Raw genomic sequence first — 14774 nt, forward strand, 5'->3', positions numbered from 1 at the left:
GCTTGAGTTAAACTTTTCCATTTTCTCTTTATCAGAAAGGAAGTTGTTTCCATGGCTTTTGAGAGCGACAAGAACAGTGTGCCCATGCAGCTCTGTCAGACTGTGACCCTCCCCAAGATGGTCAAGGTCCACCAGAAGTTCGACACCACCCATATCGACCCCAAGGATCTGCCCGGCGTGGTCCACGCTCAGCTGGAGCGGGAGAACGTCCGCAAGAACATCAAGCCCGGCATGAGCATCGCCGTCACCTGCGGCAGCCGCGGCATCGCCAACATCGCCATCATCGTCCGCGCCATCGTGGACTTCGTGAAGGAGTGCGGCGCGGAGCCCTTCGTGTTCCCCGCCATGGGCAGCCACGGCGGCGCCACCCCCGAGGGCCAGCTGGAGGTCCTGGAGAGCTATGGCGTCACCGAAGAGACCATGGGATGCCCGCTCCGTGCCACCATGGAGACCGTGCAGCTGGGCACCACCGTGGAGGGCAGCCCTGTGTTCATCGACAAGTACGCCCATGAGGCCGACGGCGTGATCCTGTGCGGCCGCATCAAGGCGCACACCTCCTTCCGCGGCCCCTACGAGAGCGGCCTGCTGAAGATGTCCGTCATCGGCATGGGCAAGCAGCACGGCGCCGAGTCCGTCCATGAGTCCGGCTTCCAGAACATGGGCCGCGTCATGCCGCAGTTCGCCCGTGTGATCTTCGACCATACCAACATCGTGGCCGGCGTGGGCATCATCGAGAACGCCTACGACCAGACCTATAAGATCGCGGCTCTGGACGCCAAGGAGATTTGGGAGCAGGAGCCTGAGCTCCTGAAGGAGGCCAACAGCAAGATGGGCCGCCTGTGGATCGAGAAGGCCGACGTGCTGGTGGTGGACAAGCTGGGCAAGAACATCTCCGGCGACGGCATGGATCCCAACGTCTCCGGCACCTTCGGCAGCCCCGGCCGCCAGCGCAACGAGGTCCCCGGCCCCATCGACGCCCAGCGCTGTGTGGTGCTGGACCTGACCGATGAGAGCCACGGCAACTTCAACGGCATCGGCGTGGCCGATGTGACCACCAAGCGCCTGATCGACAAGGCCGTCCCTGACGTGACCTACCCCAACGCCATGACCTCCACTCTGGTGAACATGGTCAAGATGCCCATCTTCGGCCACAGCGACGAGCGGGCCATCCAGCTGGCCGTCCGTGTCTGCAACGGCATCGACAAGGATCACGCCAAGATCGTCCGCATCAAGAACACCATGGAGATCCGGGACATCTGGGTCTCTGAGGCCCTGATCGACGAGGTGAAGGCCAACCCCAACCTGGAGCTGATGGGCGAGCCTGAGCCCTGGGGCTTCGACGAGAACGGCAACCTCTGGTAAGAGGGACTTTGACAACGCTTTCCCTTCCCTTTATATATGCTCCCGAAAACCTTCCCAATTTTCGACTTTAGTGGAGTAGAAACAGAGCATCCCCAGCCGGTGACGGCTGGGGATGCTCTGTTTTTGGGGCAGCTTCGAGTCGGACATTGGCGAATGCCACGACTCCGATCAGTGATAAAAAGATGAAATAATACGAAATGGGATCGCTTGCCGCGGACGGTCACACGGCCCAGAGCGCCGCCGCCCAGCAGAGGGTGGCGATCAGCGCCCCCAAGGCCAGGCTCACCGGCATCGGGATCCGCCGGAGCCGGCGGAGGGGGACGTTGCGCTCCATGTAGCCGCGGGCGGCGCTCCGGGCCTCCTGGAGCACCTGTTCCGCCGAGACGCCCTGCGCGCTGAACGCCTCCTCCCGAACGATGAAGATCGCCTCTTCGAACAGCCGGGGGTCCGGTGTTCGTACTACGATCGCCCGCTTGGATACCCCTTTCACCATATCGCCACTTCCTTCCTGTTTGGATGCTGTCCCCAACAGTATGGACCGGATGTGGAAGGATCATACAGGACGGGCAGGATCTGCTGGAGACGGCCCCGCATAGTCCCGGCCCGTCCGCCGTACACTAGGAGCATTCAGGCCCGGACCCGCCGGGCAAGGAGGTTCGATCCCATGCGCAAGGAGAGGAAAACGGTCGTCCGGGGACTGTGTCTGATATTCCTGGTGAATATCCTGCTCATCGGCCTGCTCCAGATCGCGGCCCAGGCCGCCGCCTATCGGCAGGGCTCCAGCGGGGCCCCGGTGCGGACCATCCAGACCAAGCTGAAGAACTGGGGCTACTACGACGGCGCGGTGGACGGGGTGTACGGGAGCGGAACGGCCCGGGCGGTACGGTATTTCCAACAGCGCAACGGCCTCACCGCCGACGGCGTGGCCGGTCCCGCCACGCTGGACGCGCTTGGCATGATGGGCGGGGAAGAGGAGGACGACGGAAGCTCCGCCTCCGGCTTCCAAAGCACGGAGGTGGAACTCCTGGCGCGGGTGATCTCCGCCGAGGCCCGGGGCGAGCCATACAGCGGTCAGGTGGCGGTGGGGGCGGTGATCCTCAACCGGGTGGAGCATCCGTCCTTCCCCAATACGATCGCGGGGGTGGTATACCAGCCCGGAGCATTCACCTGTATGGTGGACGGCCAGTTCGACGAGCCGGTGGCCGATTCCTCGGTCCGGGCCGCCCGGGACGCCATCAACGGGGCGGATCCCAGCGGCGGCGCGATCTACTACTTCAATCCCGCCACCGCCACCAGCGCCTGGATCTGGAGCCGCCCCCTGATCAAGACGATCGGGAAGCACCGGTTCTGCTCCTGAGCCCGGTCACTGGGCGGACTGGATCAGGGCGGTCCAGACGGCCTGATCCGCCGGGACGCTGAGGGACAGGGAACAGGCATAGCCGTCTTTGGTCCAGAGGGCCAGGCTCCAGCCCGCCTCGTTTCCCTTCAGGAGCACGGAGGTCCCGCCGATGTCCACCGTCTGAGAGACGGCATAGATATTGTAGTCCCCGGAGATGTCCCCATCGCCGGGGGACCTGCGGAAGAGGGCCATCTGGCCCTCGCCCTGATACTGGAGCTCTGCCAGGTCGTCCCCGATGAGCAGGTAGGTCTCCTCCTCCACGGAGAAGGGGAGGCCGGACAGCTCGGTCAGGGGCACGCCGGACCGCTCGGACAGCTCCGTCAGGGAGGCGCACTCCACCGGACTGCCGGGATACAGGGCGATGGGCTCGCTGGGCGAGGGCTGGGGCTGGAGGGGCGGCAGTCCCAGCGTGGCGGCCCCGGCCAGCAGGACCGCGAAGCAGGCGGCGGCCGCCGCCCACTGCTTCCAGCGGGGGAAGCGGAGGAGCATTTTGCCGGGAGCCGCCGGAGCATCCAGCTCCGCCTCGGCCTCCCGGAGGCGCTGGAGGACCCGGGCCCGCATCGCGTCATCGACCTTGATATGTTCCATGATCTCCTTATACTCATCCATCGAAGCCATAGCCCTCCTGTAAGATCTCACGGAGCCGGATCCGGCCCCGCCGCAGGTCCGACCGGACCGTGGACTCGTTCCGCCCCAGGATCCGGCCGATCTCCGCCGTAGTATAGCCCTCCTGATAGAACAGGTGGACCGCCTCCCGGCAGGCCAGCGGCAGAGCCTTCACGGCCTCCCATACATAGGACAGATCCTCCCGGGGCTCCGCCGCCAGCGCCTCGCTGAGCTCATCGGTCTGGCGGAGCTTCTGCGCCTGGATCTTGTTCTTGCTGAGATTGGCCGCCACGGTCAGGAGCCAGGCCTTCTCATGGCGGGCGTTCTCCAGCGCCGGGGCCGTCCGGAGGAATTGGATCAGAGTGTCCTGGAGGATATCCTCCGCGTCGCTCTTGTTGTGGAGATAGGAGTAGGCCAGACGGAGGATGCTGTCGCCATAGTCGGTGAGCATCCGCTCCGCCTGCCTGGACAGGGCGGCATGGTCCGGGACGGCGGCAGAGGCCTCCGCCGGGGGCTCTGCGGAAAAGAAGCCGCGGATGGCCGCCAGCAGGCGGGCCAAGGGACCGCCCTGCCGCCGGACCGGCGGGAAGAGGACGGAGGGATCGTAGAGACAGACTTCCAATGGAACACACCTCGACTTTGACTTTAGGTCAGTGGATGGTCACAGTGCGGGAGCGTCCATCACCGGACCGCGGACACGAGCGCGGTCATCTGGGCTTCCGTGACGCCGGGACGGGCCATGACGGAGCAGAAATGACCGTCCTGGACCCAGGCGGCCAGAGAGACCGTGCCGTCGTTCCCCTTCAGCGTCACCGAGCGGCCGCCCACATCCACAGTCCTGGACTGGGCATAGTCGTTGTAGTCGCCGCTGATGTCCTGCTCGTCCGCGCCCTTGCGGATGCAGATCTGGTCCTCGCCGTTGAGGCAGACCACCTGGATCAGATCGCCGGGGATGGTGCTGTAAGACACGTCAGGATAGCCGGCGGGCAGGGAGCGGAGGCTCAGGTCGATCCCGGCGGCCTTCACGGCCTCCGCCAGCGTCGTATAGTCCTGGAAGGGATCGGGGATCTGGGCGTTGTCGCCGGGGTCCGTCCCGGCTCCGGTGGTGATGGAGAGGGTATCGCCCTTCAGGACCACAGCGGCGGGATCGTTGCCCAGCAGAGGCACGAAGAGGGACAGGGGCACATAGGTGACAGAGTGGTCCACATAGGGGGCGCTCTCCAGCGAGAAGGGAGCGCTCATGCCCACCATGCCCGCGATGCTGGTGGTCACCTGGAAGGAGTCCTCGCCGGGGACGATGGAGGTGTGCATGGAACCGCTGTCCAGCACGGCGGCGCCGTCCTTCCACTCCACCGTGAAGCCCAGCTTCTCGGCGATGGCCCGCAGGGGGAGCATGACGGTCTGCCCGCCGTCGGTGCCGGGGATGGTCTGAGCGGTGATGACGCCCAGGTCCTTCCCGTCCGCCAGGAGGCGGTACCGGGCGGAGCCCTTCTCCATCTGCTGGGCAATGAGCAGGGGCTCAGCGGCGGTATCGGCCGACCGGGCGGGAGAAGCGGCGAAGGCGGGGAGGGCGGCGGCGCCCATCATGGTGAGGGAGAGGGCGATGGCGGTCATAGACTTTTTCATAGCGGGTGCTTCCTTTCTGTATCGAACGCGTATGTTTGTTTGGGATGTGCCAGCGTTCCTCGCTGTCTGCTTATGATACAGATGGGAGGCGGGAGAAGTTGCAGGTCCGGAGAAAAAATTTTGAAAAAAAGCCGGAGGACCGTTCGACGGGTCCCCCGGCGGGCATTCACTTCTCGGTGGAGATCTGGAGCATATGGCGGTGGAGCGGGGTATAGAACAGATTCCCCCGGTCCCAGTCCGAGCGGAACAGGGTCAGATAGTTCACCTGGAAGCTCATGGGCGGGAGCAGGCGCTGGAGCTCCTCCACGTCCAGGTCGGGCGTGGGGACCACCTGCCGGGCCAGACTGGCGTGGGGCACATAGGGCTTGCCGCCGATATCGAAGCCGGCCTCCTGGAGTGAGGCATCCAGCCGGGACTGGATGTCCAGCAGGGCGGGCGTAGGCTCCATGCCCATCCACCAGAGGTCGCCCTCCTTCACATGGAACTGGCCGATCTTGGAGCTGGTCAGCGTGAAGGGCGCGGCATCGACCCGGTCCATGGCATCGATCACGTCCCGGAGACGGTCGGTCTCACCGATGAAGGAGAGGGTGAGGTGATAGGTCCCCCGGGGCGTGGGGATACAGTGTTCCGTATGGGTGCGCAGATAATAGGTAGCCATGTCCATCCGATCCTTCCAGATGGGAGGCAGGGTCACGGCGACGAACAGACGCATGAAAAAAACCCCCTTTGCTTTCCACACCAGTATAGCAAAAGAGGGGCCGCAACGCAAGGAGATCTGTAAAGGGGGAACGTCAAGTTCCCGTAAAGTCCGGAGGCAGGGGACAGGCATGGGCCTGTCCCCCCTGCGGTTCAGCTCTCCATGTGCCGGCCCAGGAAGCCCGCGATGGTGCGGACCAGCTTATCGTCGGTGTCGCTGGTGTCGGTCGGACCGTCACCGCTGGCGAAGAGGACGCAGCCCAGCACGTCCCCCTCGGAGAGGATCGGGGCGGCACAGGCGACGACGAAGCGACCGTCCCCCTCGATGACGGGGAGCGAGGGCTGGCCTGCCTGATAGCGGTAGACGCCCCGGCCCTCCATGATCTGCTCCACCTCGGTGGAGATCCGCTTGTCGGAGAGCTCCCGCCGGGCCCCTCCGGCCACGGCCAGACAGGTGTCCCGGTCGGTGATCACGGAGATCCGTCCGGTGGTCTTGCTGAGAGTCTCGCAGATCTGGGCGGCCAGGTCGCCCAGCCCGCCCATGAGAGAATACTTCTTGAAGATGACCCCGCCGTCGCTGTTCGTGTAGATCTCCAGCGGGTCTCCCTCCCGGATACGCATGGTCCGACGGATCTCCTTGGGGATGACGATGCGCCCGAGATCGTCGATCCGGCGGACTATCCCAGTTGCTTTCATAACTGTGGTCTCCTCTCGTTCCATGGTCATGCCTCTGATATAGGTCCATTATGTGGGATCGGAAGGAAGATCATGCATGAGAGGAGCATGGGACATTTTGAGAACCGTATCGCAAAAAAGAACAGAGCTGGTTGCGTTCGGAGAAAAATTCGAGTATGATAGATAAAAAGGAGGTGGTCCTTATGGCGAAACGGAGCACGACACCGACATGCTGCTTGACATTGCCGCTGAAGCTGGAAAAATGGCAGGAGGACCGCCTTGCCAAACGGTTTGAGATCGCGCGGCAGATCTACAACACATTGGTCCATGCGGAATGGAAGAAACTGCGTCAGGTGGAACGGTCTGCGAGATATCGGGAACTTCAAGCACAGATCCGTGCAGCGGATCCGAAGAACGATCAGGAAAAGAAAGCGCGCACTCGCCTATACAAAGAGCAAGCGAAGCTGTTGAAGGATGCGGGCTTTACAGACTATGCGTTCAAATCGGACATCAAGTATTATTATAAGCATTTCAATGAAAATATCGGTTCCAATGTCGCCATGCATGGGATCGCGCCTCAGGTCTGGGCGGCATTTGAGAAAAAACTGTTCAAAAAAGATGGGAAAAAGGTACATTATAAGCGATTCGGAGAGCTCCGGTCTCTGAGAGGCTATTCTGTAACTGGAAAGAGCGGCGGGGTAGAGATCAGGTTCCACGGCACGTATATCGAGTGGAAGGGATTGAAGCTCCCGCTGAAGCTGGACCCGAAGAATGACTATGAGGCAGAGATGCTGAGTCATCGGGTAAAATATGTTCGGCTCCTGCGCAAGCCAGGCAGATCGAAGGACCGCTGGTATGCACAGCTCTCGCTGGAGGGGATCCCGGCGGTAAAGCGGGACCAGACCACGGGAGAAGCGCTCCATCCGGTCGGCCACGGGCCAGTGGGGCTCGATATAGGTCCTCAGACCCTTGCCTATTCTGCCGCCGGAGGCGCTGATCTGATCGAGCTGGCGGATCAGGTCACAAATATCGAGCGGGAGAAACGACGGATGCAGCGGAGGCTCGAGCGGAGTCGAAGGGCTGCGAACCCGGATAATTATGACACAGATGGTACGATAAAAAGAGGCGTAAAGTTGACGCACAACAGATCAAAGCGATACCGAAGGATCCAGCGGGAATTGGCATATCTCCAGCACAGTCAGGCAGAGACGAGGAAGCGCCAGCATATTGCATTGGCGAACCATCTGCTCACATTGGGGGACTGCTTCTATGTAGAAGCTATGGAGTGGAGTTCTCTGGCCCACCGGGCAAAAAAGACCGAAGTATCGGAAAAGACTGGAAGGATCAAGCGCAAGAAACGGTTTGGAAGGTCGATCGGGAATAAAGCGCCGGCATCGCTGATCGGGATATTACGGCAAAAATGTATCTCCCTTGGCCTTCCGGGTGTGGTGGAGGTGCCGACCTCGCTCAGAGCAAGCCAGTATGACCATCTATCCGATACCTATACGAAAAAAGAACTGTCCCAGCGTTGGAATGATATGCCGGACGGGAGACAGATCCAGCGAGACCTCTACTCCGCGTTCCTGCTGGAGCATTGCATTCCTGAAACAGCAGCATATGATAAAGATGCCCTTCGACAAGATTATCCTCGATTCATTCGATATCATGACCAGACGATCCAGCGATTGGCCGCGATGCCAAAGACCATCGCCAGTATGGGGATCAGGCGAACCAGAAGTGAACAGATAAAACCGGTGTGATCCGCACCGAAAATGACCGGTCGATCGTCCGTCCGGGGCTGTCGGTAATGGCGGCATAGGCCGCCTTGGCAGCAGAAGAGTTCGGGAACATAGTCAGCGCAGGCAGTATTTTTGACTGCCTGAAAAGCTATCTACCGACTCACAGTACATTCCACAAAATGAGACGCTGCCCTTTGTGCATTTTTGCTGACGCGATCTGCGTGGAGCGTACTGAGGCGAAGATCCCACTCCTCCACCTGGCGCATCATGTCCAGAGACGCGATCTGCGTGGAGCGTACTGAGGCGAAGTGAGGCCGGCTGGGTGGAGTCCTGCGTCTACGACGGACGCGATCTGCGTGGAGCGTACTGAGGCGAAGACGTGGCTGTATCTGTGAGGGCCCACCTGCGGGAGACGCGATCTGCGTGGAGCACATTTTATATTTTCAAAAATATCATCGCCCGCCGGTCCGTATGGGGCCGGCGGGCGATGTCCTGTTCTGATCTAAGATCTCACCGCGCCTCCGGCGGGACCGCCTGATCCATACGCGCCTTGATGACGGCGAAGATGTCGAAGCCCTCGCCATATTGGCGGCGGAGCGCCTCCTTGAAGAGCCGTCCGCCGGCTTTCCCGGACCGGCCTCCGCCGGAGCCGACACCGGCGCAGACCGCCGCCGCCAGACGCTCCGCCTGGATGGACTCGTCACAGGTACGGATGGAGATCTGATAGCTGATGTCGCTCTCCGTATAGGCGATCGTGGCCCGGATCTGGTCCACCTGGATCACCAGATCTCCGAGGATGCCCAGCACCACCTGCTCACAGTGGACCGCGGGGATGATGGCGTAGCATCGTTCCGTGTCGAAGTAGTGGTTTTGCAGGGCGTCGCTGGTGATCATCAGTTCCTCCACCGTGAGGCAGGACTTTTTCAGCCGCTCCAGAAGGGGATAATTCCCGGTGAGGGAGGTGTACATGGCCAGATCGGGCTTGCAGTACAGGTCCGCGTAGGAGGCCGTGTCGGTGTACAGACCGTACAGCAGAGCCACGCAGAGGCGCTCGTCCCGCTCCACCGGCCAGCCTTCTTCCTTCAACAGCTCCCAGACGATGGTGGCACAGCTCTGGTAGTCGCTCCGGACCAGCACCAGATCGCCGTCGGGGATCCGCTGGAAGTGGTGGTCGATCACCGCCACGGCGGGGGCGTCGAAGCGGGCCACGTTCCCCTCGCCGTACTGACCGTCCACCACCAGCAGGAGATGGGCGGGGGGCAGGACCTCCACGTGCCGGATGGGGATCTGGCACTGGCGGACCATCAGGTCGAGGTTGAATTTGTTCAGCTTCACCGGCCCGCCGTATACGATCTGGACCTTGGCGCCATGGGCCGTGAGATACTGATACAGGCCGAGGGCAGAGGCCAGCGTGTCGGCGTCCGGATCGTTGTGGCATTGGATGCAGATGTCCTGATAGCGGGACAGGAGATGACGCAGGAATCCCATGAGATATCGGTCCCTTCTGAAATGGGTGGGGGAGTCAGTCGGCCGTGAGTTCGGCCCGGGCGGGGATAGAGGAGACGGCGCCCGAGCGTGAGACGCACAGAGCAGCCGCCCGCGAGGCCAGCGCAATGGCCGCCGGGACCGGCATCCCGCCGGCCAGTCCAGCAGACCGGACGTGAAGGGGGAGGGATCCAGAGCGGTGCGCAGGCCCATGGTCTCCGCCTCCCGCAGGGGATTCGCCGGGGCGGACGATGTGGGGGATGGTATCGATATGGTCCAAGTTGACGGCGCCAAAGACCAGGATGTGAGACATGACCGGGAGAGCCTCTTTACGAAAACCATTTTCAAGGATGAACATACCCGATTTATGCCGCGCTGTCAATGGCTTTTTGGCCGGATCAGGAACAAAATGAGCAGGATGATGAGGGCGGACAGCCTGTGGAAACATCCGCGAAAAAGGGGTTGACAAACGGGAGAGAGGGGCGTATACTACATCACAACAACCGAACACTTTAAACCAGTGATGAAGAGAAGTAGCCGACGCGGTCGATGCAAAGAGAGCTCCGGATGGTGGGATCGGAGCCAGAGACGGTCGAGTGAATGGCCTTCAGAGGGCGGCTTGAACGGGAGACCAAGTAGATGCCGACGGGACCCCACCCGTTACCCATCGGGCGCGTATGATGGTACGCGAAGCGAGCGGACGTCTTTGACGTCAATTTGGGTGGTATCGCAGAAGCATGACGCTTTTGTCCCAGGAAGGGGACAGGAGCGTTTTTTTGTACCCCTTGACCGGGAGCGCGGGCTTCTAAACTCTGGCCGTTGGCAGCGGCCCCTCCATCGCCCACCCAGACCGATCTTATTTTTTCTTTTATGGAGGAACCGATCATGAACAAGCTGTTTTCTACCCGTACCCTGAGCTTCACCGCCGCGGCCGCCATGGCCCTGAGCCTCACCGCCTGCGGCGGAAACCCCTCCGCCTCCGCGGCTCCCGCCGGGAGCGCCGCCCCGGAGGGCGGCGACGGCTATAAGATCGCCGTGGTGCGCCAGCTGGACCACGCGTCCATGAACGAGATCCGGGACGCCATCGACGGCGAGCTGGACGCCAAGGCCAAGGAGCTGGGCGTGGAGATCTCTTATACCGACTTCAACGGCAACAACGACCCCTCGACTCTGGCCCAGATCGGCGCCCAGATCATCGCCGACGGCTACGATGCCATCATCCCGATCGGCACCACCGCCGCCCAGCAGATGGCCGCCGCCGCGCAGGAGACCAAGACCCCGGTGATCTATGCCACCGTCAGCTATCCCGAGGAGGCCGGCCTGACCGGCATCGACTATGTGACCGGTACCAGCGACGCTCTGGACACGGAGTTCCTGCTGGACATGGTGCTGGCCCAGGACCCTGACATCAAGACCGTGGGCCTGCTGTACTCGACCTCTGAGGTGAACAGCGCCCCCGCTATCGAGACGGCCAAGGCCTATCTGGACAGCAAGGGCGTGGCCTATCTCGAAAAGACCGGCAACACCGCCGACGAGGTGGTCTCCGCGGTGAACTCCATGCGGGACCAGGTGGACGCCGTGTTCACGCCCACCGACAACGTGGTCATGAACGCGGAGTTGGCCATCGCCCCCACCCTGATCGAGGCCGGCATCCCCCACTACGCGGGCGCGGATTCCTTCGTCCGCAACGGCGCCTTCGCCACCTGCGGCGTGAACTATGGCGATTTGGGAGCCAAGACCGCCGATATGGCCGTGGATGTGCTCCAGACCGGCGAGTTCCCCGAGTTCCTGAGCGTGGCCGGAGACATCATCACCGTCAATACCGACACGGCCTCCGCGCTGGGCATCGATTACAGCGTGTTCAAGGACATGGCCTCCGAGCTGGTGGAGGTCACGACCTCTCAGGACTAAAAACGATCGACGAAAACGCGGCTGAGCCCCCGCCGGATCCCGGCGGGGGCCGTGAGCGTATTTGGAAGGAGTAGGACCTATGCTGATCATCATCCAGACCGCGCTGGAGGCAGGCTTCCTGTACGCCCCCATCGCCCTGGCACTTTTCCTGAGCTTCTCCATCCTGGACATCGCGGATATGACCACCGACGGCGCGTTCGTGCTGGGCGGCGCTGTGTCCGCCGTGTGCTGTGTGGCGGGGCACCCCGTCCTGGCCCTGCCGGCGGCCATGCTGGCCGCGGCCGCGGCAGGCTTCATCACCGCCTTCCTCCAGACCCGTCTGGGGGTGCCCTCCATCCTGGCCGGCATCGTGACCAACATCGGCCTGTACAGCATCAACCTGATGGTCATGGGCACCAGCAATCTGTCCCTGTTCCAGATGGAGACCATCTATACCATGGCCAGGGCCTCCGGCTTCGCCGGGAGCTGGTACAAGCTGGCGGTGACGGCTCTGGCGGTGGTGCTGGTGGCGGCTCTGCTGGTCCTCTTCCTGGGGACCCGGCTGGGCTTGTCCATCCGAGCCACCGGCGACAACGCCGACATGGTCCGGGCCTCCTCCATCGACCCGACCTTCACCATCACGGTGGGTCTCTGCGTGGCCAACGCCATGACCGGCCTGTCCGGCGCTATGGTGGCCCAGTACAACACCTATGCTGACGTGAACAGCGGCACCGGCATGGTGGTGCTGGCCCTGGCCGCCCTGGTGATCGGCGAGACGCTGATCGGAAAGGGCTCCATGCTCCGCCGGGCGGTCGGCGTGCTGGCGGGCAGTGTGATCTACCGCTTCATCTATGCCGCCGCCCTCCGGGCCAACGTGCCGGCGGACTATATGAAGCTGGTGTCCGCCGTGATCGTGGGCGTGGCGATCGCTGCCCCCACCGTCCGCAAGTGGGCGGCCTTCCAGATGCAGAAGCGCCGCGCGGCGGCCCGGAAAGGGGGAAGATGAGATGCTGGAGCTCAAGCATATCCACAAGACCTTCAACCCTGGCACCGTCAATGAGAAGAAGGCCCTCCGGGATCTGAGCCTGGTGCTGGAGGACGGGGACTTCGCCACCATCGTCGGATCCAACGGCGCGGGCAAGTCCACCATGTTCAACTGCATCGCCGGGGACTTCTATCCGGACGAGGGCGACGTGGTGCTGGATGGGACGGACCTGACCTATCTGCCCTCCCACCGCCGGAGCCGCCAGATCGGCCGTCTGTTCCAGGATCCCATGCGGGGCACGGCACCCCATATGACGATCGGGGAGAACCTGGCGCTGGCCTATCTTCGCACCGCCAAGCACCAGAGCGCCTTCCTCAGCCGGGTGAGCCGGAAGGACAAGGACTTTTTCCGGGACCAGCTCTCACGGCTGGACATGGGGCTGGAGGACCGGATGAGCCAGCCGGTGGGACTCCTCTCCGGCGGCCAGCGGCAGGCCCTGACTCTGCTCATGGCCACCATGGTGCCCCCGAAGCTCCTCCTGCTGGACGAGCACACCGCCGCCCTGGATCCGGGCACGGCGGAGAAGGTGCTGGCCCTGACGAAGGAGATCGTGGCAGAGGGGAAGATCACCTGCCTGATGATCACCCACAACATGAAGAACGCGCTGGAGCTGGGCAGCCGGACCCTCATGATGGATTCCGGCCGCATCGTGCTGGACGTGAAGGGCGAGGAACGGAAGGGCCTCACGGTAGAGGACCTGCTCCAGCGCTTCAAGGCCGGCGCCGGTAAGGAGCTGGATGATGACCGCATCCTATTGTCCGATGACTGAGATCGTATAAGAGATATGAAGCGGCGGGGTCCCGACCTGGGGCCCCGCCGCTTATTGCCTTTTCAGCCGGATCGGTATAGAATAGGACTCGACTACCGACCAAAGACGAGGTGTGTTATCATGGCGGATATCCTATATATCGTGGTGCCCTGTTACAATGAGGAGGAGGTCCTGCCGGAGACCTCTCGGCGGCTGAAGGAGAAGCTGACCGCCCTGATCGGTGCGGGGAGGATCGGTCCGGAGAGCCGGGTCCTCTTCGTCAACGACGGCTCGAAGGATAAGACCTGGACGATCATCCAGAGCCTCCACGAGGCGGATCCCATCTTCTCCGGCGTGGACCTGACCCGGAACCGGGGCCATCAGAACGCCCTGCTGGCGGGGCTCATGACCGCAAAGGACCGGGCGGACATGGTGATCTCCATGGATGCCGACCTCCAGGATGACATCGACGCGGTGGATGCCATGGTGGAGCGGTACGAGGCCGGCTGTGACATCGTGTACGGCGTCCGCTCCAGCCGGGAGAAGGACACCTTCTTCAAGCGCTTCACCGCCGAGGGCTTCTACCGGGTCATGAACTTTTTGGGGGCGGAGACGGTGTTCGACCACGCCGACTACCGGCTCATGTCCAGGCGGGCCCTGGAGGGACTGGCCCAGTTCAAGGAGGTCAATCTCTTCCTGCGGGGCATCGTGCCCATGATCGGCTACACCACCGGCACTGTGGAGTACGAGCGGGGAGAGCGCTTCGCGGGCGAGAGCAAGTATCCCCTGAAGAAGATGCTCTCCTTCGCCATGGAGGGCATCACCAGCCTGTCCACCAAACCGATCCGCTATATCACGGCCCTGGGCTTTTTCGTGTTCCTGGTGAGCATCGTCTTCCTGATCTACTCCATCGTCCGGTGGGCCAACGGAGCCACGGTGCTGGGATGGGCCAGCATGATCTGCTCCGTGTGGGCCATCGGCGGCCTGATCCTCCTGTCCCTGGGGGTCATCGGCGAGTATATCGGCAAGATCTATCTGGAGACCAAAGCGCGGCCACGTTTCCTGATCCGGGAGGTGCTGGATGACCATGAAGAGCGGTAAGCTGCTGGATGCGTCGGTGTGGAAGTTCCTGCTGGTGGGGGTAGGGAACACCCTCCTCTCCATGGTGCTCATGTTTGCGCTGGAGGGGCTGGGCTACTGGCCCTCTACGGCCATCGCCTATGGGGCGGGGGCGGTGCTGAGCTTCTTCCTGAACCGGCATTTCACCTTCCACAGCGAGGAGACGGCGGGCCGCTCGGCGGTGAAGTTCGCCGTCAACGTGGCGGTGTGCTATGGACTGGCCTATGGCATCGCCCAGCCCCTCATGGGGGCGCTGCCCCGACCCGGCTTCCTGCCGCCGGTCTGGTGGGGCCGTCTCACCAAGCTGGTGGGCATGGGGCTCTACACGGTGCTGAACTACTTCGGCCAGCGCTTCTTCGCCTTTCGGAAGGGCCGCTGAGGACA

15 protein-coding genes, 1 CRISPR repeat array and 1 other annotated feature are annotated in these 14774 nt (G+C 62.6%); of the genes, 8 read left to right on the forward strand and 7 right to left on the reverse strand.

Annotation, left to right across the window (positions count from 1 at the left end):
- Positions 1–51 precede the first annotated feature (51 nt).
- A complete protein-coding gene (locus tag KQI12_RS00085; protein WP_216569741.1) occupies positions 52–1362 on the forward strand; it encodes a lactate racemase domain-containing protein in 1311 nt (436 codons plus the stop codon).
- A gap of 220 nt (positions 1363–1582) precedes the next feature.
- Here the strand turns inward: KQI12_RS00085 and KQI12_RS00090 are convergent, their stop codons facing one another.
- Positions 1583–1855, reverse strand: a complete 273-nt coding sequence (locus KQI12_RS00090) for a translation initiation factor 2 (protein ID WP_216569743.1) — start codon at positions 1853–1855, stop codon at positions 1583–1585.
- A 171-nt stretch (positions 1856–2026) separates the two neighbouring features.
- Between KQI12_RS00090 and sleB the strand changes: the two genes are divergently transcribed.
- On the forward strand, positions 2027–2719 hold the full coding sequence (gene sleB / locus KQI12_RS00095) for a spore cortex-lytic enzyme (RefSeq protein WP_216569744.1): 693 nt from the start codon (positions 2027–2029) through the stop codon (positions 2717–2719).
- A gap of 6 nt (positions 2720–2725) precedes the next feature.
- On the opposite strand, the gene KQI12_RS00100 is transcribed toward sleB, so the two are convergent.
- The 5 genes from KQI12_RS00100 to KQI12_RS00120 all read right to left on the reverse strand — a co-directional run bounded on the left by KQI12_RS00100 (position 2726) and on the right by KQI12_RS00120 (position 6385).
- Positions 2726–3370, reverse strand: coding sequence for a hypothetical protein (locus KQI12_RS00100; RefSeq protein ID WP_216569745.1), 645 nt, complete (start codon positions 3368–3370; stop codon positions 2726–2728).
- Complete coding sequence (locus tag KQI12_RS00105) at positions 3363–3989, reverse strand: RNA polymerase sigma factor (RefSeq protein WP_253290741.1); 627 nt, start codon at positions 3987–3989, stop codon at positions 3363–3365. Before KQI12_RS00105 ends, KQI12_RS00100 begins: the two co-directional genes overlap by 8 nt.
- Positions 3990–4048: 59 nt before the next feature.
- A complete protein-coding gene (locus tag KQI12_RS00110; RefSeq protein ID WP_216569746.1) occupies positions 4049–4993 on the reverse strand; it encodes a stalk domain-containing protein in 945 nt (314 codons plus the stop codon).
- Positions 4994–5159: 166 nt separating this feature from the next.
- A complete protein-coding gene (thpR, locus tag KQI12_RS00115; protein WP_216569747.1) occupies positions 5160–5705 on the reverse strand; it encodes an RNA 2',3'-cyclic phosphodiesterase in 546 nt (181 codons plus the stop codon).
- A 137-nt stretch (positions 5706–5842) separates the two neighbouring features.
- Positions 5843–6385, reverse strand: coding sequence for a stage V sporulation T C-terminal domain-containing protein (locus KQI12_RS00120; protein WP_216571301.1), 543 nt, complete (start codon positions 6383–6385; stop codon positions 5843–5845).
- 182 nt (positions 6386–6567) lie between these two features.
- On the opposite strand from KQI12_RS00120, the gene KQI12_RS00125 reads away from it, so the two are divergent.
- Positions 6568–8124, forward strand: a complete 1557-nt coding sequence (locus tag KQI12_RS00125) for a transposase (protein ID WP_216569748.1) — start codon at positions 6568–6570, stop codon at positions 8122–8124.
- Positions 8125–8312: 188 nt separating this feature from the next.
- A CRISPR array of direct repeats spans positions 8313–8547; the repeat unit is 33 nt; unit sequence GACGCGATCTGCGTGGAGCGTACTGAGGCGAAG.
- 66 nt (positions 8548–8613) lie between these two features.
- On the opposite strand, the gene KQI12_RS00130 is transcribed toward KQI12_RS00125, so the two are convergent.
- A complete protein-coding gene (locus tag KQI12_RS00130; protein WP_216569749.1) occupies positions 8614–9591 on the reverse strand; it encodes a bifunctional oligoribonuclease/PAP phosphatase NrnA in 978 nt (325 codons plus the stop codon).
- 508 nt (positions 9592–10099) lie between these two features.
- Positions 10100–10345: a binding site (T-box leader), on the forward strand.
- A 128-nt stretch (positions 10346–10473) separates the two neighbouring features.
- Between KQI12_RS00130 and KQI12_RS00135 the strand changes: the two genes are divergently transcribed.
- From KQI12_RS00135 to KQI12_RS00155, 5 genes are all read left to right on the forward strand, one after another.
- Positions 10474–11499 (forward strand): ABC transporter substrate-binding protein, encoded by a 1026-nt coding sequence (locus KQI12_RS00135; RefSeq protein ID WP_216569750.1) that lies wholly within the window; start codon positions 10474–10476, stop codon positions 11497–11499.
- Between the two features lie 79 nt (positions 11500–11578).
- Positions 11579–12484 carry an ABC transporter permease gene (locus tag KQI12_RS00140; RefSeq protein WP_216569751.1) on the forward strand — a complete coding sequence of 302 codons (906 nt, stop codon included), beginning with the start codon at positions 11579–11581 and terminating at the stop codon, positions 12482–12484.
- Between the two features lies 1 nt (position 12485).
- On the forward strand, positions 12486–13292 hold the full coding sequence (locus tag KQI12_RS00145) for an ABC transporter ATP-binding protein (RefSeq protein WP_216569752.1): 807 nt from the start codon (positions 12486–12488) through the stop codon (positions 13290–13292).
- A gap of 120 nt (positions 13293–13412) precedes the next feature.
- Positions 13413–14372, forward strand: coding sequence for a glycosyltransferase family 2 protein (locus KQI12_RS00150; protein WP_216569753.1), 960 nt, complete (start codon positions 13413–13415; stop codon positions 14370–14372).
- A complete protein-coding gene (locus KQI12_RS00155; RefSeq protein ID WP_216569754.1) occupies positions 14353–14769 on the forward strand; it encodes a GtrA family protein in 417 nt (138 codons plus the stop codon). The genes KQI12_RS00150 and KQI12_RS00155 overlap by 20 nt, the downstream gene beginning before the upstream one ends.
- The last annotated feature ends 5 nt before the right edge of the window (positions 14770–14774 follow it).

The sequence above is a fragment of the Pseudoflavonifractor sp. MSJ-37 genome (assembly GCF_018917965.1).
Taxonomy (GTDB): Bacteria; Bacillota; Clostridia; order Oscillospirales; family Oscillospiraceae; genus Pseudoflavonifractor_A.